This is a genomic window from Pseudomonas sp. EMN2, from assembly GCF_009650555.1.
GTDB classification, from domain to species: Bacteria; Pseudomonadota; Gammaproteobacteria; order Pseudomonadales; family Pseudomonadaceae; genus Aquipseudomonas; species Aquipseudomonas sichuanensis.
In genome coordinates this window covers 71,381-92,156 of sequence record NZ_VZZR01000057.1, presented here as the reverse complement: position 1 = coordinate 92,156, position 20,776 = coordinate 71,381, and the positions used below count along the sequence as shown (strand labels likewise).

Sequence of the window (20,776 nt, the reverse complement as noted above, 5' to 3'; positions counted from 1 at the left end):
CAGGCGCCGCCCTCTGCCGCGCCCCTTGTCGTGGTTACCTTTTCCGGAGATTCACATGCGCATCCCTTCCCGCGTCATCGGTGGCGCCCTGATCGCCACCCTGCTGACCCAGCTGACGGCCTGCGGCACGGTTTTCTTCCCTGACCGTCGCGGCCAGATCGAAGGCAAGATCGACCCGATGATCGCCGCACTGGATGCCGTCGGCCTGCTGTTCTACATCATCCCCGGCCTGATCGCCTTCGGCATCGACTTCGCCACGGGCGCCATCTACTACCCCGGCGGCTACTCCGCGCAGGTCGATCCGGCCAAGCTCAAGCCCGCCATCAATGCCGATGGCCAGGTCGACAGGCTCAAGCTGCAGGCTATCCTCGAAAGCGAACTGGGCCAGCGCCTGCCGCTGAACGACCCACGGCTGATCCAGCAGCGCGGCAGCGTCGAGCAACTGGCTGCCCTCGGCCTGGTACCGGCAGCCTGAAACCCATAAGGACGATCCTCGGCGCATGACCGTGACCAGCGAACACCAACGCCTGCTGCGCCTGGCCACCCGGGCATCCTTGGCGGTGGCCAGCATCCTGGTGCTGAGCAAGGCCGTGGCCTGGTGGCTGAGCGGCTCGGTGAGTTTGCTGGCCGGGCTTACCGACTCGGCGCTGGATGCCGTCGCCTCCTTCCTCAACCTGCTCGCGGTGCACTACGCGTTGCGCCCGGCCGACGACGATCACCGTTTTGGCCATGGCAAGGCAGAAGCCCTGGCCGGCATGGCGCAGGCGCTGTTCATCGGGGTCAGTGCGGTATTGATCGGGGTGCAGGCCGTGCAGCGCTTGCAATCGCCGCAGCCGCTGGGCGACACCGGGGCCGGTATCGCGGTGATGCTGCTGTCGCTGGTGCTGACCTTGGCGCTGCTGGCGTTGCAGCGCAGGGTGATCCGTATCACAGGCTCGACGGCGGTACGCGCCGACTCGCTGCACTACCGCTCCGACCTGCTGCTCAATGGCAGCATCCTGCTGGCCCTGCTGCTGGCGCGCCTGGGCTGGCCACAGCTGGATGCGCTATTTGGCCTGGGTATCGCCCTGTACATCCTGTGGAGCGCGGTGCAGATCGCCCGCGAGAGCACGGCGATCCTGATGGACCAGGAACTGCCGGCCGACATCGGCGAGCGCATGCTCGAAGCGGTGCTGGCGATCCCTGGGGTCAAGGGCGTGCACGACTTGCGCACGCGGGTGTCGGGGAGCCATTGGTTCGTGCAACTGCACCTGGAATTGCCGGGGGAACTGCCGCTGCATCAGGCCCATGGCTTGTGCGTGCAGGCGTCGCAGGCGATCCGCGAGCGCTACCCACGGGCCGATGTGCTGGTGCATGCCGATCCGGTGTAGGCCTCATCGCTGGCAAGCCAGCTCCCACCTTGACCGCGCTGCTCTGAAGAAATGCGTAATCCTGTGGGAGCCGGCTCAGTTGATGCTGTAACCCCGCCCGCCCAGGCAAGCACCCAATGCCCGTCGATAGTTGTCTGCCACGTTCACCGGCGGCGCATAGCTGGCGGTTGCCGGGTCGAACCCACTCTGGCTCACGGCCCAGCGATGGCACTGATAACGGTCCTGCTCCTGCTGCTCCGGGGCCTGGCCGTACAGGGGATAGGCGATCACATCGTAACCGCCTGCCGGTTGCGGCGCTGGCGCCACCGTGGGCGGGTTGACCACCACGTACTCGGCGCTGCTGGCCTGGTACTGGTAATAGGTGTCGGCCACCAGGAAGAACAACGCGCCGCCCAGCCATACTTCGCGCGCATAGGGCGGCAGGTAGCTGACCCGCACGCCGTAAGGCGGCCTGACCACAACGTAGCCGCCGCCATGGGGGCGATACCAGTAGCCACCGGAGTAGTAGTAGTCCTGACCGCGATAGGGCACTTGCCAGGAGCGGTCCGGGAAGCGATCGATGGTATGCCCGGGGTGATACTGCGGCCCTGGGCCCCAACCATCGCCATGGCCGTCCGGCCGCCCCGACCAATCACCGCCCGGGCGCTGACCGGGGCCACCGGCTTGCCAGTGACGGTTGTCGTCATGCCGGCGCGGGATGTCCTGGTAATAGCCTTGGCGTGGCGGCTGGGTCTGGCGCACTTCATCCCGCGAGTTGAGCGGCGAGCCACGCCCGCCATTGGGATCCTGCGGGCCGTCCCCCGGCCCTTGGGCCAAGGCGCCCAGGCTGATACCGATGCCCAGCAAACCAACACCTGCCAACTGCCAGATGCGTGACCTCATGTTGTTCCTCTCAGTAAATAGCCCCTGCCTGTACTGCCGGCAGTCTAACGCGCCGCACAAGGCCGGCTGATGAAATAGCGGACAGCGAGTGCGTCACACCCGCGCCAGCAAACCGCGCAACAGCAACTCCAGCGCCACCAGTGCATGTTCCAGCCGGGCATCGCCCTCCTCGCCCTGAGCGACCCAGAACGCCGCTTCGGTCAGGCTGCCGTGGACCATCGCCGCCAGCGCCCAGGGGTCGGCCTCGGCCACCACTTGCTGCTGGATCAACCCGGCGAGCAGTTGCTGCAGCGAAGCCACGCAGTGTTGTTGCGCCTCGGGCGAGGCACCGCCCAGTACTGCCCGCGCATCGCGCAGGACGATGCGCTGGATCTGCGGCTCGCGGGCCATGCGCAGGTAGGCCTGGCAGCGTTGACGCAAGCCCTCCCAGGGGTCGCTGGCCGCGTCTGAAATAGCCTGCAGGCGGGCGTCCATCTCAGCGTCGATTTGCGCCACCACCGCCGCCAGCAGGCCCTGCTTGTCACCGAAGTGGTGGTAGAGGGCGCCGCGGGTCAGGCCGGCACGGGCGGTCAGATCGTCCATCGAAGCGTTTGCATAGCCCTGTTCGCTGATGACCTGACGGGCCATCGCCAGCAAAGCGGCGCGGGTTTCTTCCATTTCGGCGCGGGTACGGCGAACCATCACTCCCCCTTACATACACTGCGTATGAATATTTACATTCACATCGTATGATTATTTAATCATACGTGCTGTACGTATTCATTCCGCCGCTCTGCCCTTTGCAGCTGGCGGGGCTCAAGGAGGAACCGAGATGCCTAATCCCTACACCCGACTGTTTGCCTTGCCCGGCACGCGGGGCTTTGCCCTGGCAGCATTACTGGCACGCTTGCCACTGCCGATGACCGGGATCGCGATCATCACCCTGCTGTCCCACACACGCGGCAGCTACGCCCTGGCCGGGGCGGTATCGGCCACTTTCGTGCTGACCTATGCGCTGCTCTCGCCGCAGGTGTCACGCCTGGTCGACCGCCTGGGGCAGCGCCGGGTACTGCCGCTGGCCAGCTTTGTCAGCGTGGCCGGCCTGCTGTTGCTGGCCGCTGCTGCGTGGTTGCGCAGTGCCGATTGGTTGTTGTTCGCAGCGGCGCTGCTCAGCGGCTGCATGCCCAGCATGTCGGCCATGGCCCGTGCCCGTTGGGCCCACCTGTACCGCGGGCAGCCGCTGTTGCAGAGCGCCTATTCGCTGGAGACGGTGTTCGACGAGGCCAGTTTCATCGCCGGCCCGCCCCTGGCGATCGGGCTCGGGGTGGCCCTGTGGCCGGCAGCCGGGCTGGTTGGCGCCGCCACGCTGCTGGCGCTTGGCACGCTGGCACTGGTGCTGCAGACGGCCAGTGAGCCGCCAGTGGGCGATGTCGATCGCACGCCCTCGCGCAACCGGTCGCTGTGGCGCCAGCCAAGCCTGCGGCGGCTGACCTTGCTGATGGTGGCGATGGGCGTGATCGTCGGCACGGTAGATATCGTCAGCGTGGCGTTCGCCAGTGAACGCGGGCAACCCTTCGCGGCCAGCCTGGTGCTGTCGGCCTACGCCATCGGCTCTTGCGCGGCGGGCCTGGTGTTCGGCGCCGTGCGCTGGCGGTTGCCACTGCCGCGCCAGCTGCTGGTGGGCGCGCTGGCGACGGCGCTGGCCACCCTGCCCTTGTTGATGGTCGACTCCCTCACCGGGCTGGCCGGGGCAGTGCTGCTGGCCGGGGTGTTCTTCGCCCCGACCATGATCATCGCCATGACCCTGGTGGAGCGGTGCGTCGCCACGCAGCAGTTGACCGAAGGCTTGACCTGGTTGCTGGCCGGGCTGAATGTCGGCGTGGCTTTGGGCGCCGCTGCGGCGGGGCAACTGGTGGATGCGACGACACCCGGCCAAGGCTTCGTCATCGCCCTGGCCGGTGGGCTGCTGGTACTGCTGAGCGCAGTGGCCGCGAGCCTGTGTCCGGGCGTGGCGCGGGCAGATATACCGGCTGTTCATTCCTGAAACAGCTGCACACTGTCGACGCCATCGCGGGGCAAGCCCGCTCCCACGGGCCACTCGATAGGGCCCTCAGGCGCAATAAAAAAGGGAGGCCTTGCGGCCTCCCTTCGGGAATTGTCGTCCGTGCTCGGCACTTGTGGTACCGGCTCACCTCGCGCCGCCTTCTGGGCAGTGCGTAGCCCGGGGGCCGTGCCGATCCGGTTGGAGGGCTGGCCGCGAGCGCCCGTCTGGGGCGCCTCGCCGTGGACTGATGTCCGGGCAGTGATTCTGGTGATAAAGATAGGCGAGCACGGGGGGCAGAGGATTGCGAAGATTGCTCTGATAAATACTGCTTGCGCAATTTTTCACTCAGGATCGATAATTCGCCGCAATCCGAACAGAAAAGGCCCTATTCATGAGCAAGCTCGACCGCTATGACCTGAGCATCCTTGCCGAATTGCAGCGTGACGCGCGCATCTCCAACCAGGAACTGGCCGAGCGCATCGGCCTGTCGCCCTCCCCTTGCTCACGCCGGGTCAAGCAGCTCGAAGACGACGGCTACATCTCGCGCCAGGTGGCGCTGCTGGACCGCAAGAAGCTCGGCCTGAGCCTGACCGCCTATGTGCTGATCGGCATGGACCGCCACACCCCCGAGCGCTTCGAAACCTTCGAGGCGGCGATCCGCAACCTGCCGCAGGTGCTGGAGTGCAGCCTGGTCACCGGGATGGACGCCGACTATCAGCTCAAGGTGGTGGTACCGGACATGGACCACTACCAGAAGCTGCTGCTCGGCAGCCTGACCCGCATCGACGGCGTGACCAGCGTGCGTTCGAGCTTCGTGCTCAACCAGGTGCTGGCCAGCACCGAGCTGCCATTGACCCACCTGCGTTGAAACCCTGCGCGCCCGGCGTATGATCGGGCTCTTATCCTGCCTGGAGTTGACCGATGGATCCCGCCGTATTCGAAGAGTGGATGATGATCGTCCTCGTCACCGTGCTGATCGCCTTCATGGGCTTCATCGTCTGGGACCTGGCGAAAAAATCCAAGGCTGGCCGGTTCGGCACGCTGATCCTGTTCTTCGTGCTGGGCCTGGGCGTGCTGGCGTTCATCATCAAGAGCGTGGTGGTGGGGTTTCTCGAAGGGGTTTAGGTACCTATCGCGGGGCAAGCCCGCTCCCACGAATGTAGGGAATGTGGGAGCGGGCTTGCCCCGCGATAGCGATCAGAGCTTCGCCGGCACTTCCCGCCAGCAACCCTGTTCCAACCCCTCGATCGTCCAGTCACCAATCCTCACCCGCACCAGGCGCAAGGTCGGCAAGCCCACCGCCGCCGTCATGCGCCGCACCTGGCGGTTGCGTCCTTCACGAATCACCAGTTCCAGCCACGCCGTCGGCACGCTCTTGCGAAAGCGCACCGGCGGGTTGCGTGGCCACAGCGTGGGCTCGTCGAGCAAGCGGGCTTCGGCTGGCAAGGTCGGGCCATCATTGAGCTCGACGCCATCGCGCAGGCGCTGCAACTGCTCCGCGCTCGGCTCGCCCTCCACCTGTACCCAGTAGGTCTTGGCCAGCTTGTGCTTGGGGTCGGCGATACGGGCCTGCAGGCGCCCGTCATTGGTCAGCAGCAGCAAGCCTTCGCTGTCGCGGTCCAGGCGCCCGGCCGGGTAGATGCCGGGGATGTCGATGAAATCCTTGAGCGTGGCGCGCCCTTCGCCGTCGCTGAACTGCGTGAGCACGTCGAACGGCTTGTTGAACAGGATCAGGCGCGGTTCGGCCGGCGGCGCCTTGGCCTGGCGACGTGGGCCGGAAGGCCGCGCCGCCGGGCGGCGCGGGGTGTTGCGGGGTGGCAGGGGCATGGATCCTCAGCGGAACGGCGGCTCATCGAAGCTGCGCAGTTTACGCGAGTGCAGCGAGTTGAGCTCGGTACGCAACAGGTCGAGGGCGGCGATGCCGATCTTCAGGTGCTGGCTGACCGCGCGGTTGTAGAAGGCGTTGGCCGAGCCGGGCAGCTTGATCTCGCTGTGCAGCGGTTTGTCGGAGACACACAGCAAGGTGCCGTACGGCACCCGCAGCCGGTAGCCCTGCGCGGCGATGGTGCCGCTTTCCATGTCCACCGCCACGGCGCGCGACAGGTTGATCAGCGGGCGCTCCTGGGCCCAGCGCAGCTCCCAGTTGCGGTCGTCGTAGGTGAGCACGGTGCCGGTGCGCAGGCGCTTCTTGAGTTCCTCGCCACGCTCGCCGGTAACCTGCGCCGCCGCTTCCTGCAGCGCCAGCTGCACTTCGGCCAGGGCCGGGATCGGGATGTTCGGCGGCACCACGCGGTCGAGGATGCCGTCACGGCGCATGTAGGCGTGGGCCAGCACATAGTCGCCGATGGTCTGCGACTGACGCAGGCCGCCACAGTGGCCGATCATCAGCCAGCAGTGCGGGCGCAGCACGGCCAGGTGGTCGGTGATGTTCTTGGCGTTGGACGGGCCGACGCCGATATTGACCAGGGTGACGCCATCGCCGTCGGCGGCGATCAGGTGGTAGGCCGGCATCTGGTAGCGGTGCCAGACCACGCTGGCCACCAGGGCCTGGGCCTCGCCGTTGTCCATGCCCTTTTCGATGACCACGTTGCCCGGCAGGACCATGCGCACGAAGCGTGGGTCCTGGCGCAGCTGCTCGAGGCCATGGCTGATGAACTGGTCGACGTAGCGGTGGTAGTTGGTCAGCAGGATCCACGGCTGCATGTGCCGCCAGTCGCTGCCGGTGTAGTGCACCAGGCGGCGCAGCGAGAAGTCGACACGGGCCGCGTCGAACAGCGCCAGCGGCAGCGTCTCGGCGCTTTCCCAGTCGTACAGGCCGTCGGCGATGTTGTCGGTGGCGGCCGACAGGTCGGTGCTGGGGAACACCCGCGCCAGCTGCGCGGCGGTGATGCCGCTGCCGGCCAGTTCATCGCCCTGGTCGACCACGTAGGGGTACGGGATGTTCTGTTCGCTGACGCCGACTTCCACGGTCACCGTGTAGTCGTGCATCAATGGCCGCAGCTGCTCCAGCAGGTAGCCACGGAACGCGGCGGGCTGGGTGACGGTGACACTGTAGGTGCCGGCCACCTGGACCTTGGCGTAGGCGCGGGTGGTGGCGGCGACTTCACCCTGGCTGAAGTAGGTCAGGCGCAGCGCCGGGTAGCGGAACAGCGCACGCTCGTCCTGGCCCGGTTCGGTGCGGTCCTTGAGGTAGCGCTTGAGGGCCTGGCTCAGGGCGCCGGTGGCTTGCTCGTGGAGGGCCGCCAGACGGTCGACGGCCTGTTCGGGGGTATCAACGACTTCAAACGCTTGGCTCACGCTGGGCTTCCTGTCTTCTGACATGCATGTTCAGCATCTTGCCTGCGTTCGCGGTTAAAAACACGCCTTTCGCGGGGCAAGCCCGCTCCCACGAACGTTCGAATCGTGGGAGCGGGCTTGCCCCGCGATGGCGTTATCCGCCCCACACCGGCGTCGCCCTGGCCACCAGCGCCTCGACATCCACCCCGCGCGGCAATGCGCCATAAACCCGCCCGCCGCCACCCAGGCGGCTGGCGATAAAGGCATCGCTGACTGTCGCGTTACCGGCCTCGAGCAACAGCTTGGCCTGCAACGCCACGGCAATGTCTTCGGTCAGTTGCCGAGCCCGGTACTGAATGTCGCCGGTATCGGCAAACGCTCCTTTGAGGTTGCCGATGAACGCCGCCAGGCGTGGATCGCCATGCCCATCGCCCAGCTCGATGAACAGCGCATCCAGCACACCCGGCTCCTTCGACAGCGCCCGCAGCACGTCCAGGCACTGAACGTTGCCGGACCCTTCCCAGGTCGAGTTGACCGGTGCCTCACGGTACAGCCGCGGCAGGATGCTGTCCTCGACATAGCCCGCACCGCCCAGGCACTCGGCGGCCTCGTTGATCATTCCCGGCGCGCGCTTGCAGATCCAATACTTGCCCACCGCCGTCACCAGGCGGGCGAAATGCGCTTGCTGCGGGTCGTCGAGCTGCTCCAGGGCCTGGCCCATGCGCAGGCTCAAGGCCAGCGCCGCCTCGCTTTCCAGGGCCAGGTCGGCGAGCACGTTCTGCATCAGCGGCTGCTCGCTCAACACCCGCCCGCCGACTTTGCGGTGGGCGCAGTGATGGGCGGCCTGGGTCAGCGCCTGGCGCATCAGCGCGCTGGAGCCAACCATGCAATCGAAGCGGGTCATGGCCACCATCTCGATGATGGTCGGCACGCCCCGGCCCTCTTCGCCGATCATCCACGCCAGGGCACCGCGGAACTCCACTTCGCTGGAGGCATTGGAGCAGTTGCCGAGCTTGTTCTTCAGGCGCTGGATATAGAACTGGTTGCGCTGGTCATCCGGGCGGTGGCGCGGCAGCAGGAAGCAGCTCAGGCCCTTGTCGGTCTGGGCCAGGGTGAGGAAGGCGTCGCACATGGGCGCCGAGCAGAACCACTTGTGCCCCACCAGCTCATAGGCCTGGCCCGGGCCAGGCTGGCCAACAGGGTAGGCGCGGGTGGTATTGGCACGCACATCGGTGCCGCCCTGTTTCTCGGTCATGGCCATGCCGATGGTCACCCCGGCCTTGTGCCGGTCGCCGACATTGCGCGGGTCGTATTCGCGGGCGAGGATCTTCGGCAACCAATAGCTGGCCAGCTCCGGCTGCAGCCGCAGCGCTGGCACGGCGGCGAAGGTCATGGTCAGCGGGCAGCCGGTGCCGGCTTCGGCCTGGCTGTGCAGGTAGGTCATGGAGGCCCGCGCCACATGGGCGCCCGCACGCGGTTCGGCCCAGGGCAGCGAGGGCAGGCCATGCTCGACCGCAGTGCGCATCAGCTCGTGGTAGGCGGGATGGAACTCCACCAGATCCACCCGGTGGCCGTAGCGGTCGTGGCTGCTGAACTCGGGTTTGTGCGCATTGGCGAGGAACCCGGCGGCCATCAGCGGGCCGCCGGCCAGTGCCCCGTAGGCATCGATCCGCGCCTCGGCCCAGCCGGCACCAAAGCGCCGCGACCATTCCTGCAAGGGCTGGTCGAGACGGTACAGGTTGGCGCCGTCGAGGGCCGGCGGCTGGTTGGTGACTTCGTGGGTTTCGGCGAACTGGTGCAGGTTCATCGGGGGGCCTCCTGGATCCGCTCATGCCTGGAGAACCCAGTGAAGCACCGCAGCCAGCGCAGTCAAAGTGACAAAACTGCCGATGAGCAGAGCATTTTCTGCGCAAGCCTCAGTAGCGCCTGCGCCCCGTCGCCGCCCGGCTGGAAGTCACCTGCACCTGGGCCACGGTCAGGATCAGGCTCAGTTCGAAGCGGCTGCCCAGCCCCGGGGTAGACTCGTGCGACAGCTGCGCGCCAACCAGTTCGCCCAATTGGCGGCAGATCGACAGGCCGATGCCCAGGCCGCCGTAGCGCCGGGTCATCGAACCATCGACCTGGAAGAAGCGCTGGTACAGCACGGCCTGGTCGAGGTCTTCGAAACCAATGCCGCTGTCGCTGACGGTCAGGCTCAGCGCCAGCCGGTCGGGGCCGATGCGCCGGCCACGCACCTGCACGGTCACGCCGCCCTGGTGGGTGAACTTGAGGCCGTTGTCCACCAGGCAGGCCAGGCAGCGGGCGAGCTTCTGCGCATCGCCCACCAGGCTGTCGGGCACGTCGGCGGGGATATCCAGGGTCAGGTACAAGCCCTTGGCCAGCGCTTGCCCGGCGTAACCGGCACGCAGTTCCTGGAGCAGGCGGCGCAGGCTGAACGGCACACCGTGGTTGCGCAGGCGGCCGGCCTGCAGCTCGGTGAGGATCAGGATGTCGTCGACCATGGCCATCATGTCCTGGGCGGAACCTGCGGCCGTGCGGTGGTACTGGGCCTGCTCGGCGCTCATGGGCAGGGTGTGCAGCAGCTCCAACGAGCCGATCACGCCGTTCATCGGGGTGCGCAGCTCGTGGGTGACGGTGGCCAGGAACTCGTCTTTCAGGCGATTGCTGTGGGCCAGTTGCTGGTTAAGTTGCTCAAGGGTGCGCCCGGTCTCGCGCAGGGCCTGGGCCTGCTGCTCGCGCAGGCTGTTGATGCGGTCGGCCAGGGCCAGTGACAGCAACGCCACCTCCAGCGCCGAACCGAGCTGGCTGGCGTACATGGTAAGGAACACGTTGGGCAGATAACCCAGCACCATCAAGGTGTTGACCAGCCCGCCCAGCAGGAAGGCGGTCCAGGCGATGATGAACCAGCGTGCCACCCGCACCCCGCGCCACCAGGCATACAGGCCTGCGCTGAAGATGCTCACGGTGAACAACAGCGCCAGCACCGTGGCCATGCGCAGCGCGATGCCGTAACGCAAGGTCACCGCCAGCACCATGACCAGCGCGCCACCCGCCATCAGTGCCATCAGCAGGCGGTCGAAACCACGGCTGAGCCGGCCCAGTTGCAGGAAATGGCGGGCGAACTGGCAGCCGAACAGCCCGGCAGCGCCGATGAACAGGGGCGTCGCGGCATTCGCCCACCACGGGCTGTCCGGCCAGAAATAGGCGATACCGGCGCCGTTGACCGACACCTGGTACAAGCCGAACGAGGCGATGTAGAGGATGTAGTAGAGGTAACTGACATCGCGCACGCTGAGGTAGATGAACAGGTTGTAGACCAGCATCACCAGCAGCACGCCATAGATCATGCCCAGCACGTACAGGCGGGTGGGCTGGTCTTCAAGGTACGCCTGGGTAGACCACAGCGTCAGCGGCGCCTGGACCGAACCCTGGCTGTGCAGGCGCAGGTAGGCGGTGGTCGCCTGCCCGGGTTTGAGCGCCAGCTCGAACAGGTAGTTGTTCTGGCGAATCTGCCGACTGGCATAGGGCAGTGCATCGCCGGTGCGCTGGGCCAGGCGAAACACCCCTTGGGCATCCGGCAGGTAGAGCTCGAGGTGATCCAGCGGCGGGTAAGCCAGCTCCAGCAACCATTGGCGTGGCGCGGCGGAGGGAGGCGCGGCGTAGTCAAGGTCGATTCGCAGCCAGAACACCGAGGTCGAGTAACCGGCATTGAGCACCTCGTGCGGGTGCGCCTGGAAACGGCTGGCAAAGGCCGGCGCGCTGACCTGGCCAATACTGGCGCTGCCATCGTGGTCTTCGTAGACCTGCATGAACCTGCCCAGTGGCAGGCGTGCGGTGCTGGCGTCGAATTCGACCGCCCCGGCGAACAGGGGCAAGCAGCCCAGAAGCACAATCAGCAAATAGCGCATACAGCCCCAGCATGACCTGTCCGTTCGCGTCGCGTTGCCTCCCTTCCCTTTGAGACGACGTGATCCGGCAGAGTCCGTTGATCGAATTATCCGAGCACTCTAGCATAGCTTTCCGGCAAGGCCAGAGGCCACACCAAATTTGCATTAAACAGCTCTAGAATGGGCATTACAGAAGCAACACCCCACACATCCTGACCATTCGATCAGCAAATCTTGCGCAGCGACCGATCCGCACAAAAAGGTTTGGTGATAAGCTCGCCGACCATGAATACCTACAGCTCCCGCCCCGTTGTCCTCTGTCTCTCCGGCCACGACCCAAGTGGTGGCGCCGGGCTGCAGGCAGATATCGAAGCCCTGATCGCCCAAGGCTGTCACGCCGCACCGACCGTGACCGCCCTGACCGTGCAGGATACCGTCAACGTTTCCGACTTCCGCGTGCTCGACCGCGAGTGGGTACTGGCCCAGGCCAACGCCGTGCTGGCCGACTCCAGCGTGGCCGCGGTCAAGCTGGGCATGCTCGGCTCGATCGAAATGGTCGACACCGTGGCCGAACTGCTCAAGGCCCACCCGCACCTGCCGTTGGTCTGCGACCCGGTACTGCGCGCCGGCGGCGGTGGCCGCCTGGGCAAGGACGAGGTCGGCTACGCCCTGCGCGAGCGCCTGCTGCCGCTGGCCACCATCGCCACCCCGAACCTGCCCGAGGCGCGGATCCTCGCCGAACTGCCGGACGGCACCGCCGATGAATGCGCCGCCAAGCTGCTGCCCTTCGTCGAGCACCTGCTGATCACCGGCGGCCACGGCGACGAGGACGAAATCCACAACCGCCTGTACAGCCGCGATGGCCAGCAGCACACCTGGACCTGCCAACGCCTGCCCGGCAGCTACCACGGCTCGGGCTGCACCCTGGCCAGCGCCCTGGCCGGCCGCCTGGCCCTCGGCGAGCAGCTGCAAAGCGCCGTGCGCAGCGCCCTGGACTACACCTGGCGCACCCTGCGTGACGCCGAGCAACTGGGCAAGGGCCAGTACGTGCCACGCCGCCTGCCCCTGGATTTCTGCTCCTGACACGAGGCCACCCGATGAAGCTCCGCGGTCTGTATGCGATCACCGACAGCCAGCTGCTCGCCGGCCGTTTCCTAAGCCACGTCGAGGCGGCACTCGAAGGCGGCGTCTGCCTGCTGCAGTACCGCGACAAGAGCGACGATGCCGCCCGCCGCCTGCGTGAGGCCGAAGCGCTGATGAAGCTGTGCGAGCGCTACGGCACCCAGCTGATCATCAACGACGACGCCGAACTGGCTGCGCGCCTGGGCGTCGGCGTACACCTGGGCCAGACCGACGGCCCGCTCACGCCGGCCCGCGCCCTGCTCGGCCGTCAGGCGATCATCGGTTCCACCTGCCACGCCAGCCTTGAGCTTGCCCAGCAGGCCGCCAAGGAAGGCGCCGACTACGTCGCCTTCGGCCGCTTCTTCAATTCCGTCACCAAGCCGGGCGCACCGGCCGCCAGCGTCGATCTGCTGGAACAGGCCCGCGCCCAGGTCAAGCTGCCGATCGCCGTGATCGGCGGCATTACCCTCGACAACGCCGCCCCGCTGGTCGCCCATGGCGCCGACCTGCTGGCGGTGATCCACGGCCTGTTCGGTGCCGACAGCGCGCAGGAAGTCACCCGCCGCGCCCGCGCCTTCAACGCCCTGTTCGCTTCCTGATTTCGAGAGAAGATCCCATGTCCCGTTCCGAAGCCCTGTTCGCCCAAGCCCAGAAGCACATCCCCGGCGGCGTCAACTCGCCGGTCCGCGCTTTCAAGAGCGTCGGCGGCACTCCGCTGTTCTTCAAGCACGCCGAAGGCGCCTACGTCGTCGACGAGGATGACAAGCGCTACGTCGACTACGTCGGTTCCTGGGGCCCGATGATCCTCGGCCACGCCCACCCGGACGTGCTGGACTCGGTACGTAAACAGCTGGAACACGGCCTGTCCTACGGCGCCCCGACCGCCATGGAAACCGAGATGGCCGACCTGGTCTGCTCGCTGGTGCCGTCGATGGAGATGGTGCGCATGGTCAGCTCCGGCACCGAAGCCACAATGAGCGCCATCCGCCTGGCCCGTGGCTACACCGGCCGTGACGCCATCATCAAGTTCGAAGGCTGCTACCACGGCCATTCCGACAGCCTGCTGGTCAAGGCCGGTTCGGGCCTGCTGACCCAGGGCGTGCCGAGCTCTGCCGGCGTACCGGCGGACTTCGCCAAGCACACCCTGACGCTGCCGTTCAACGACATCGCCGCGGTCGAGAAAACCCTCGCCGACGTTGGCCAGACCGTGGCCTGCATCATCGTCGAGCCGGTGGCCGGCAACATGAACTGCGTACCACCGGCGCCGGGCTTCCTCGAAGGCCTGCGCGCGCTGTGCGACAAGCACGGCGTAGTGCTGATCTTCGACGAAGTGATGACCGGCTTCCGTGTCTCCCTCGGCGGTGCCCAGGGCTACTACGGCATCACCCCAGACCTGTCGACCTTCGGCAAGATCGTCGGTGGCGGCATGCCGGTCGGCTGCTTCGGCGGCAAGCGCGAGATCATGGGCTGCATCGCCCCGCTCGGCCCGGTCTACCAGGCCGGCACCCTGTCGGGTAATCCGCTGGCCATGGCCGCCGGCCTGACCACCCTCAAACTGATCAGCCGCCCAGGCTTCCACGACGAACTCACCGATTTCACCAGCCGCATGCTCGACGGCCTGCAGCAGCGCGCCGATGCCGCCGGCATCCCGTTCGTCACCACGCAAGCGGGCGCCATGTTCGGCCTGTACTTCAGCGGCGCCGATGACATCGTCACCTTCGACGACGTGATGGCCAGCGATGCGGAGCGCTTCAAGCGTTTCTTCCACCTGATGCTCGAAGGTGGCGTGTACCTGGCGCCGAGTGCGTTCGAGGCGGGCTTCACCTCCATCGCCCACGGCGACAAGGAGCTGCAGATCACCCTGGATGCGGCTGAGCGGGCTTTCGCCAAACTCAAGTAACACGCCGGCCAGATCGCGGGGCAAGCCCGCTCCCACGTGACTTGATCCCTGCGTGGGAGCGGGCTTGTCCCGCGATGAGGCCGGGGAATGTGACCCCTCTCACAAACACTGGCAAAATCGGCAGCCCTCACTCGGGGTGTAGAATTTCCAGTAAAACTTTGTAAGGTTGGCGCTGCTTATCCCATAATGTGCCACCAGAGACCTTGGCCGTAGCTTTGCAGAGGTAAGTCGATCCCCATGAACCGCACCGGCCGCGCCCTGACCATGGGCTGCCTGTTGCTTCTTCAGCCCCTGCTGGCCCTGGCGGAGGGCGGTAACTCGTTGCTGATTCCAGCGACGGGCCGCTGCACGCTGAATGCCGCGCCGGAGGATCAGGCGAGCGCCCTGAAGGCCTGCGAGCAAACCGCGGACTCCGGGGACGCCGAAGCACAGTACGAGCTGGGCGAGTTCTACTACAGCGGTACCCCCCGTCACCTCGACAAAGCGCTCAAGTGGTTCGAGAAAGCCTCGCTGCAGGGCCACGCCCAGTCGCAGTATCGCCTCGGCTCGATGTTCTTCCACGGCGAAGGGGTCAAGGCCAACAACGTGCAGGCCTACATCCTGCTGAAGATGGCTGCGGTCAACGGTGCGGAAGATGCGCTGGACATGGCCGACGAAGTCACCGAGCAGATGCCGCGCGACGAGCTTGAGCATGCCACCCAGGTGCTCGGCCAGATCTTCCGCAAATACCTGCTGGAACTGCAGAACGCCGAAGGGCGTACACCGTTCTCGCCCCTCCCCTGACTGAAGCCCTATCACACAGCCGTAAGAAATGCCGATCACTATGGGCCAAGGATTTCTCGTGCCCGCGTGGGCGCAGCCCAAAACGTGGGAGCGGGCTTGCCCCGCGATGAGGCCGCCACGGCCAGTACCGACCCTTGATCGTTTCAGTGCTTTCGCCACTGCCACTCAAGGGTTATTCTTGAGCTCACATTCATTGCCGTCGAGCGGCTAAAAACCACCTTGAACGCACCCATACAACCCCATCGCTTCATCCTCGAACCTTTCGAGGCCAACCGTTTCGCCAACCTGTGCGGCCAGTTCGACGAGCACTTGCGCCTGATCGAGCAACGCCTGGCCATCGAGATCCGCAACCGCGGCAATCAGTTCGAACTGATCGGCGAACCCAAGACCACCTCTGCCGCTGAACAGCTGCTGCGCCGCCTCTATCGCGAGGCCAAGGCCAGCGAACTGTCGCCGGAAACGGTCCACCTCTACCTCCAGGAATCCGCGGTCGAGAGCATCGGCAACCCTGCGGTCAATGAAGTCAGCGTCTCGCTGCGCACGCGCAAGGGCAAAATCACCCCGCGCGGCGTCAACCAGCAACGCTACGTCAAAGAGATCCTGGCCAACGACATCAACTTCGGCATCGGCCCGGCCGGTACTGGCAAGACCTACCTGGCCGTGGCCTGCGCCGTGGATGCGCTGGAGCGCGAGCAGGTGCGCCGCATCCTGTTGGTGCGCCCGGCGGTCGAGGCTGGCGAGAAGCTCGGCTTCCTGCCCGGCGACCTGGCCCAGAAGATCGACCCGTACCTGCGCCCGCTGTACGACGCGCTGTACGAGATGCTCGGCTTCGAACATGTGGCCAAGCTCATCGAGCGCCAGGTGATCGAGATCGCCCCGCTGGCCTATATGCGCGGCCGCACGCTCAACAACAGCTTCATCATCCTCGACGAGAGCCAGAACACCACGCTCGAGCAGATGAAGATGTTCCTCACCCGTATCGGCTTCGGCTCGACCGCGGTGATCACTGGTGACATCACCCAGGTCGACCTGCCACGCGGCACCAAGTCGGGCCTGGCCCATGTGATCGAGGTGCTCAAGGACGTACCGGGCATCAGCTTCACCCATTTCCAGCCCAAGGACGTGGTGCGCCATCCGTTGGTGCAACGCATCGTCGAAGCCTACGACCGCTTCGAAGCCCGACAGGCCCAGCCCGAGGCGCGCGGCAAAGATGCTTGAACTCGATCTGCAACGGGCCACGGATGCTGCCAGCCCCGATGACGCCGCCTTCCGCCGCTGGTGCGAGCTTGCCTTGCGCCAGCGCAGCGCCGACTCCGAGATGACCATCCGCCTGGTCGACGAAGCCGAAGGCCGCGAGCTTAACCACACCTACCGGCACAAGGACTACGCGACCAACGTGCTGTCCTTCCCCGCCGACGTGCCCGACGACCTGCTGGACATCCCGCTGCTCGGCGACCTGGTGATCTGCGTCGCGGTGGTCGAGCGAGAGGCCAAGGAACAGGGCAAGACCCTCGAAGCGCACTGGGCCCACCTGGTCATCCATGGCTGCCTGCACCTGCTCGGCTACGACCACATCGACGACGACGAAGCCGAAGAGATGGAAGCGCTGGAACGGGAATTGCTGGCAGAACTGGGTCACCCGGACCCGTACGCCGACGACGAAACCGACGCAATCACACACTGACACTGCAAGGAACACGAGTAACCGCCATGAGCGAAGACCGATCGAGCAACGGGCAAAAGTCCTGGCTGGGTAAGCTGACCCAGGCTTTTGCCCATGAGCCGAAAAACCGCCAGCAGCTGCTTGAGCTGCTGCGCGAAGCCCATCAGAACAAGCTGCTCGACAGCGAAGCGCTGACCATCGTCGAAGGCGCCATCCAGGTCGCCGACCTGCAGGTGCGCGACATCATGGTGCCGCGCTCGCAGATGATCAGCATCAAGGCCAGCCAATCGCCACGCGAGTTCCTGCCTGCGGTGATCGATGCCGCGCACTCGCGCTACCCGGTGATCGGCGAGAGCCATGACGATGTGCTTGGCATCCTGCTCGCCAAGGACCTGCTGCCGCTGATCCTCAAAGAGAACGGCGACAGCTTCAACATCAAGGACCTGCTGCGCCCGGCCACCTTCGTGCCCGAGTCCAAGCGCCTGAACGTGCTGCTGCGCGAGTTCCGCGCCAACCACAACCACATGGCCATCGTCATCGACGAATACGGCGGTGTGGCCGGCTTGGTGACCATCGAAGACGTGCTTGAACAGATCGTCGGCGACATCGAAGACGAGCACGACGTCGAGGAAGACAGCTACATCAAGCCGCTGCCCAGCGGCGACTTCCTGGTCAAGGCCCTCACCCCGATCGAGAACTTCAACGAGTTCTTCGACAGCGAATTCTCCGATGACGAGTTCGACACGGTCGGCGGCCTGGTGATGAGTGCGTTCGGTCACCTGCCCAAACGCAACGAGACCACCGAGATCGGCGGCTACCGCTTCCGCATTCTCAACGCCGACAGCCGGCGGATACACCTGCTACGCCTGACACCGATCAACCGTTAAGGACGAACATGCGCTGGATCACCCGCCCCGGCTGGCCCGGTAACCTGCTGGCCATGGTGGCCGGCGCTTCCACCCTCCTGGCCCTGGCGCCTTTCGACATCTGGCCGTTGGCGCTGCTGTCCATCGCCCTGTTCTACGCCGGCCTGCGTACCCTCAACCCGCGCCAGGCACTGGCCCGCGGCTGGTGCTTCGGCTTCGGCCTGTATGGCGCCGGCACCTGGTGGATCTACGTCAGCATGAACACCTACGGCGGCGCCTCGCCGTTGCTGGCGATCCTGCTGCTGCTGGCGTTCTTCGCCTGCCTGGCGTTTTTCTTCGCCTTGCCGGCCTGGCTCTGGGCGCGCTGGCTGCGCCGCGACGAGGCACCCTTGGCCGACGCGCTGAGCTTCGCTGCGCTGTGGCTGCTGCAGGAAGCCTTCCGTGGCTGGTTCCTGACCGGTTTCCCATGGCTCTACGCCGGCTACAGCCAGCTCGACGGCCCCTTGGCCGGTCTGGCGCCGCTCGGCGGTGTGTGGTTGGTGTCGTTCAGCCTTGCGCTGACTGCGGCACTGTTGTGCAACCTGCTGCGCCTGCGCGCACGCCCATCGTTCCTGGCTATCGGCGCCGTGTTGCTGGTGGCGCCCTGGGTCGTCGGCATGGCGCTCAAGGGCCACGCCTGGACCAAGCCCGCCGGCGACCCGCTCAAGGTTGCCGCGCTGCAGGGCAACGTCGAACAGGACCTGAAATGGGACCCGGCCCACGTCAACGCCCAGCTGGCGCTGTACCGTGACATGAGCTTCAGCTCCAAGCCGGTTGACCTGCTGATCTGGCCGGAAACCGCGGTACCGGTGCTCAAGGACCAGGCCCAGGGCTACATCGACATGATGGGGGCGTTCGCCGCCGAGCGGCATTCGGCTCTGATCACCGGGGTGCCGGTACGCCAGATGGTCCACCACCAGCGGCGCTACTTCAACGGCATCACCGTGGCCGGCGAAGGCGACGGCCTGTACCTCAAGCAGAAGCTGGTGCCGTTCGGCGAATACGTGCCACTGCAGGACATGCTGCGCGGGGCGATCGAGTTCTTCAACCTGCCGATGTCGGACTTTGCCCGCGGCCCCGCGGACCAGCCGCTGCTGCAGGCCAAGGGCTACCAGATTGCACCGTACATCTGCTACGAAGTGGTCTACCCCGAGTTCGCCGCTAGCCTGGCAGCACGCAGCGACCTGCTGCTGACCATCAGCAACGACACCTGGTTCGGCACCTCGATCGGCCCGCTGCAGCACCTGCAGATGGCGCAGATGCGGGCACTGGAAGCCGGCCGCTGGATGATCCGCGCCACCAATAACGGCGTGACCGCGCTGATCGACCCGTTCGGCAAGATCACCACGCAGATCCCGCAGTTCGAGCGCGCGGTGCTGTATGGCGAGGTCGTGCCGATGCAACAGCTGACGCCTTACCTGCAATGGCGTTCGTGGCCGCTGGCGATTGTCTGTGCATTGCTGCTGGGCTGGGCGCTGCTGGCCGGGCGGATTGCCAAGACCGTCTGATAGCGCCTGTATCGGCCTCATCGCGGGTAAACCCGCTCCCACAGGTTCGCCGCGGCCCTCAAGGCTTGCATGGTACCTGTGGGAGCGGGTTTACCCGCGAAGAGGCAGGCACCTGCGGTGCAAGATTCAGTAGAAAACCCGATACCCCACCAGCCCCACCGCCTCGTTCAATAGCTGCCCGCTCTGCCAGATCGCCCGGCTTTCCGGGAGCAAACCGGCAAACGGCCGGGCATGATCGCGCCCGAGGAACCCCACCGGCGCCGGCACCACTTCAAACCCGGCACGCTCAAAGCTCCAGCGCGAGCGTTGCATGTGCCAGGCCTGGGTCACCACCACCACACGACGGATCCCCAGCGGCTGCAGGACCTGTGCGCTGAGCGCGGCGTTCTCCCAGGTGGTATGGCTGGCCTCTTCCTTCCAGGTGACCGAAACGCCGAAATCTGCCTGCAGCCGCTCCGCCATCAACTGCGCCTCACTCGGCGGCGTGCCATAGTGCAGGCCACCGCTGGTCAGCACCGGCAACCCGGACGCCTTGGCCAGTTGCGCGGCATAGCGGATGCGCTCCAGGGCCAGGTAGGAAGGTTGATCGCTGCCACCCCAGGCCGGATCGCCTCGATCACGCCCAGCGCCGAGCACCACGATGGCATCGGCACGGCTTGCCAGGCTCGCCCAGCTCTGCGGCGCCAACGCAGGTTCCGTTTCCAGCTGCCGGGCCGCCTGCTCCACGACCAGCGGCAAGCTCATCAGCCACAGCCCGCCCAGGCCCAGGGCAAAGCACGCAGCCGCCAGGCGCGGCCGGCGTCGACGCCACCACCAGGCCGCCAGCAGCAACAGCAGCAATACGCCCGGCGGCATCAGCCATTGTTTGATGAAAAAGCGAATCGGCATCGCACACCTCCATGGAAGGCATGCAGCCTAAGAGGATCGGCGCCGGGCCTCAAGGGGAGGTCGACGCCGATCACAGTGTGGGTGTTGAAGAACCGGCGCGTGAGCACGTGCGCCTGCAAACCTGAACGGCTATCGGGATGGCTGCGTCCTGGATCTTGCTGGAGCAGTGGCGCGTTTTCGATCCTTTAGCCAGATGATCCTGGCCGAGGATGGTTCCGGTTGCGGGTAGGCACCGGCGCTGGCATGGCGACCTGCCGGGAGAGACTCCAGGTAGGCCTTGATCACCTCGAACTCGGCGTGGCTCAGGCCACGCAATTCCAGCTCGGCAGGCATCTCGTCGCGCAATCGTACCGAGGTTCTGGCCACTTCCAGTGCCAGGCCCAGGCGGTCGATCAGGCGTTCGTAGAGCTCCGGTTTGCTTGCAGGTAGTTGCGACTCTCCCATCCGTTCACCTCATTGAAGGTAAGAATATCTCCCCCCACAAATGAGCTTAGCGTTGTCATGAAAAGCAGCTGCCCGCCGCGACCAACGGCCCGCGCGGCGGGGGATGCAATCAGGGTTTCCCACGA

The 20,776-nt window shown here is 65.9% G+C and carries 21 protein-coding genes; 13 read left to right on the top strand and 8 right to left on the bottom strand.

Going from position 1 to position 20,776, the window contains the following annotated elements; translation table 11 throughout:
• Positions 1-55 precede the first annotated feature (55 nt).
• Entirely contained in the window at positions 56-475 is a 420-nt protein-coding gene (locus tag F6X61_RS18035) for a polyribonucleotide nucleotidyltransferase (RefSeq protein ID WP_153787752.1), read from the top strand.
• Positions 476-500: 25 nt separating this feature from the next.
• Positions 501-1,370 carry a cation diffusion facilitator family transporter gene (locus F6X61_RS18030; RefSeq protein ID WP_153787751.1) on the top strand — a complete coding sequence of 290 codons (870 nt, stop codon included), beginning with the start codon at positions 501-503 and terminating at the stop codon, positions 1,368-1,370.
• Between the two features lie 75 nt (positions 1,371-1,445).
• On the opposite strand, the gene F6X61_RS18025 is transcribed toward F6X61_RS18030, so the two are convergent.
• On the bottom strand, positions 1,446-2,252 hold the full coding sequence (locus F6X61_RS18025) for a DUF6515 family protein (protein WP_153787750.1): 807 nt from the start codon (positions 2,250-2,252) through the stop codon (positions 1,446-1,448).
• Positions 2,253-2,345: 93 nt separating this feature from the next.
• Positions 2,346-2,933: a TetR/AcrR family transcriptional regulator gene (locus F6X61_RS18020; protein WP_153787749.1), complete on the bottom strand. Its 588-nt coding sequence runs from the start codon at positions 2,931-2,933 to the stop codon at positions 2,346-2,348.
• A gap of 130 nt (positions 2,934-3,063) precedes the next feature.
• Here F6X61_RS18020 and F6X61_RS18015 point away from each other — a divergent pair, with 130 nt between their 5' ends.
• From F6X61_RS18015 to F6X61_RS18005, 3 genes are all read left to right on the top strand, one after another.
• Complete coding sequence (locus tag F6X61_RS18015) at positions 3,064-4,275, top strand: MFS transporter (protein WP_153787748.1); 1,212 nt, start codon at positions 3,064-3,066, stop codon at positions 4,273-4,275.
• 391 nt (positions 4,276-4,666) lie between these two features.
• Positions 4,667-5,143 carry an Lrp/AsnC family transcriptional regulator gene (locus tag F6X61_RS18010; RefSeq protein ID WP_125462492.1) on the top strand — a complete coding sequence of 159 codons (477 nt, stop codon included), beginning with the start codon at positions 4,667-4,669 and terminating at the stop codon, positions 5,141-5,143.
• Between the two features lie 53 nt (positions 5,144-5,196).
• Positions 5,197-5,400, top strand: coding sequence for a DUF2788 domain-containing protein (locus tag F6X61_RS18005; protein WP_011535816.1), 204 nt, complete (start codon positions 5,197-5,199; stop codon positions 5,398-5,400).
• Between the two features lie 72 nt (positions 5,401-5,472).
• Here the strand turns inward: F6X61_RS18005 and F6X61_RS18000 are convergent, their stop codons facing one another.
• From F6X61_RS18000 to F6X61_RS17985, 4 genes are all read right to left on the bottom strand, one after another.
• A complete protein-coding gene (locus F6X61_RS18000; RefSeq protein ID WP_153787747.1) occupies positions 5,473-6,102 on the bottom strand; it encodes a pseudouridine synthase in 630 nt (209 codons plus the stop codon).
• Positions 6,103-6,108: 6 nt separating this feature from the next.
• Positions 6,109-7,596: an AMP nucleosidase gene (gene amn, locus F6X61_RS17995; protein ID WP_178125843.1), complete on the bottom strand. Its 1,488-nt coding sequence runs from the start codon at positions 7,594-7,596 to the stop codon at positions 6,109-6,111.
• Between the two features lie 109 nt (positions 7,597-7,705).
• Positions 7,706-9,358: an acyl-CoA dehydrogenase family protein gene (locus F6X61_RS17990; RefSeq protein ID WP_153787745.1), complete on the bottom strand. Its 1,653-nt coding sequence runs from the start codon at positions 9,356-9,358 to the stop codon at positions 7,706-7,708.
• 109 nt (positions 9,359-9,467) lie between these two features.
• Entirely contained in the window at positions 9,468-11,459 is a 1,992-nt protein-coding gene (locus F6X61_RS17985; RefSeq protein WP_153787744.1) for a hybrid sensor histidine kinase/response regulator, read from the bottom strand.
• 264 nt (positions 11,460-11,723) lie between these two features.
• On the opposite strand from F6X61_RS17985, the gene F6X61_RS17980 reads away from it, so the two are divergent.
• From F6X61_RS17980 to lnt, 8 genes are all read left to right on the top strand, one after another.
• On the top strand, positions 11,724-12,521 hold the full coding sequence (locus tag F6X61_RS17980; protein ID WP_153787743.1) for a hydroxymethylpyrimidine/phosphomethylpyrimidine kinase: 798 nt from the start codon (positions 11,724-11,726) through the stop codon (positions 12,519-12,521).
• A gap of 14 nt (positions 12,522-12,535) precedes the next feature.
• Entirely contained in the window at positions 12,536-13,159 is a 624-nt protein-coding gene (gene thiE, locus F6X61_RS17975; RefSeq protein ID WP_153787742.1) for a thiamine phosphate synthase, read from the top strand.
• 17 nt (positions 13,160-13,176) lie between these two features.
• Positions 13,177-14,460, top strand: coding sequence for a glutamate-1-semialdehyde 2,1-aminomutase (gene hemL, locus F6X61_RS17970; RefSeq protein ID WP_153787741.1), 1,284 nt, complete (start codon positions 13,177-13,179; stop codon positions 14,458-14,460).
• 237 nt (positions 14,461-14,697) lie between these two features.
• Positions 14,698-15,243 (top strand): tetratricopeptide repeat protein, encoded by a 546-nt coding sequence (locus F6X61_RS17965; RefSeq protein ID WP_153787740.1) that lies wholly within the window; start codon positions 14,698-14,700, stop codon positions 15,241-15,243.
• 219 nt (positions 15,244-15,462) lie between these two features.
• Complete coding sequence (locus tag F6X61_RS17960; RefSeq protein ID WP_153787739.1) at positions 15,463-16,461, top strand: PhoH family protein; 999 nt, start codon at positions 15,463-15,465, stop codon at positions 16,459-16,461.
• Complete coding sequence (gene ybeY / locus F6X61_RS17955) at positions 16,454-16,927, top strand: rRNA maturation RNase YbeY (protein WP_153787738.1); 474 nt, start codon at positions 16,454-16,456, stop codon at positions 16,925-16,927. The genes F6X61_RS17960 and ybeY overlap by 8 nt, the downstream gene beginning before the upstream one ends.
• Positions 16,928-16,953: 26 nt before the next feature.
• Positions 16,954-17,793, top strand: coding sequence for an HlyC/CorC family transporter (locus tag F6X61_RS17950; RefSeq protein ID WP_110993410.1), 840 nt, complete (start codon positions 16,954-16,956; stop codon positions 17,791-17,793).
• An 8-nt stretch (positions 17,794-17,801) separates the two neighbouring features.
• A complete protein-coding gene (lnt, locus tag F6X61_RS17945) occupies positions 17,802-19,319 on the top strand; it encodes an apolipoprotein N-acyltransferase (RefSeq protein ID WP_153787737.1) in 1,518 nt (505 codons plus the stop codon).
• A 126-nt stretch (positions 19,320-19,445) separates the two neighbouring features.
• On the opposite strand, the gene F6X61_RS17940 is transcribed toward lnt, so the two are convergent.
• Both F6X61_RS17940 and F6X61_RS17935 read right to left on the bottom strand, forming a co-directional pair.
• Positions 19,446-20,207, bottom strand: coding sequence for a YdcF family protein (locus F6X61_RS17940; protein ID WP_153787736.1), 762 nt, complete (start codon positions 20,205-20,207; stop codon positions 19,446-19,448).
• Positions 20,208-20,336: 129 nt separating this feature from the next.
• Entirely contained in the window at positions 20,337-20,651 is a 315-nt protein-coding gene (locus F6X61_RS17935; RefSeq protein ID WP_125462479.1) for a hypothetical protein, read from the bottom strand.
• Positions 20,652-20,776: the final 125 nt, after the last annotated feature.

Coding starts and splice junctions, on each gene's coding strand:
- F6X61_RS18035 (WP_153787752.1), top strand. CDS start 56: ATGCGCATCCCTTCCCGCGTCATCGGTGGCGCCCTGATCGCCACCCTG.
- F6X61_RS18030 (WP_153787751.1), top strand. CDS start 501: ATGACCGTGACCAGCGAACACCAACGCCTGCTGCGCCTGGCCACCCGG.
- F6X61_RS18025 (WP_153787750.1), bottom strand. CDS start 2,252: ATGAGGTCACGCATCTGGCAGTTGGCAGGTGTTGGTTTGCTGGGCATC.
- F6X61_RS18020 (WP_153787749.1), bottom strand. CDS start 2,933: ATGGTTCGCCGTACCCGCGCCGAAATGGAAGAAACCCGCGCCGCTTTG.
- F6X61_RS18015 (WP_153787748.1), top strand. CDS start 3,064: ATGCCTAATCCCTACACCCGACTGTTTGCCTTGCCCGGCACGCGGGGC.
- F6X61_RS18010 (WP_125462492.1), top strand. CDS start 4,667: ATGAGCAAGCTCGACCGCTATGACCTGAGCATCCTTGCCGAATTGCAG.
- F6X61_RS18005 (WP_011535816.1), top strand. CDS start 5,197: ATGGATCCCGCCGTATTCGAAGAGTGGATGATGATCGTCCTCGTCACC.
- F6X61_RS18000 (WP_153787747.1), bottom strand. CDS start 6,102: ATGCCCCTGCCACCCCGCAACACCCCGCGCCGCCCGGCGGCGCGGCCT.
- amn (WP_178125843.1), bottom strand. CDS start 7,596: ATGTCAGAAGACAGGAAGCCCAGCGTGAGCCAAGCGTTTGAAGTCGTT.
- F6X61_RS17990 (WP_153787745.1), bottom strand. CDS start 9,358: ATGAACCTGCACCAGTTCGCCGAAACCCACGAAGTCACCAACCAGCCG.
- F6X61_RS17985 (WP_153787744.1), bottom strand. CDS start 11,459: ATGCGCTATTTGCTGATTGTGCTTCTGGGCTGCTTGCCCCTGTTCGCC.
- F6X61_RS17980 (WP_153787743.1), top strand. CDS start 11,724: ATGAATACCTACAGCTCCCGCCCCGTTGTCCTCTGTCTCTCCGGCCAC.
- thiE (WP_153787742.1), top strand. CDS start 12,536: ATGAAGCTCCGCGGTCTGTATGCGATCACCGACAGCCAGCTGCTCGCC.
- hemL (WP_153787741.1), top strand. CDS start 13,177: ATGTCCCGTTCCGAAGCCCTGTTCGCCCAAGCCCAGAAGCACATCCCC.
- F6X61_RS17965 (WP_153787740.1), top strand. CDS start 14,698: ATGAACCGCACCGGCCGCGCCCTGACCATGGGCTGCCTGTTGCTTCTT.
- ybeY (WP_153787738.1), top strand. CDS start 16,454: ATGCTTGAACTCGATCTGCAACGGGCCACGGATGCTGCCAGCCCCGAT.
- F6X61_RS17950 (WP_110993410.1), top strand. CDS start 16,954: ATGAGCGAAGACCGATCGAGCAACGGGCAAAAGTCCTGGCTGGGTAAG.
- lnt (WP_153787737.1), top strand. CDS start 17,802: ATGCGCTGGATCACCCGCCCCGGCTGGCCCGGTAACCTGCTGGCCATG.
- F6X61_RS17940 (WP_153787736.1), bottom strand. CDS start 20,207: ATGCCGATTCGCTTTTTCATCAAACAATGGCTGATGCCGCCGGGCGTA.
- F6X61_RS17935 (WP_125462479.1), bottom strand. CDS start 20,651: ATGGGAGAGTCGCAACTACCTGCAAGCAAACCGGAGCTCTACGAACGC.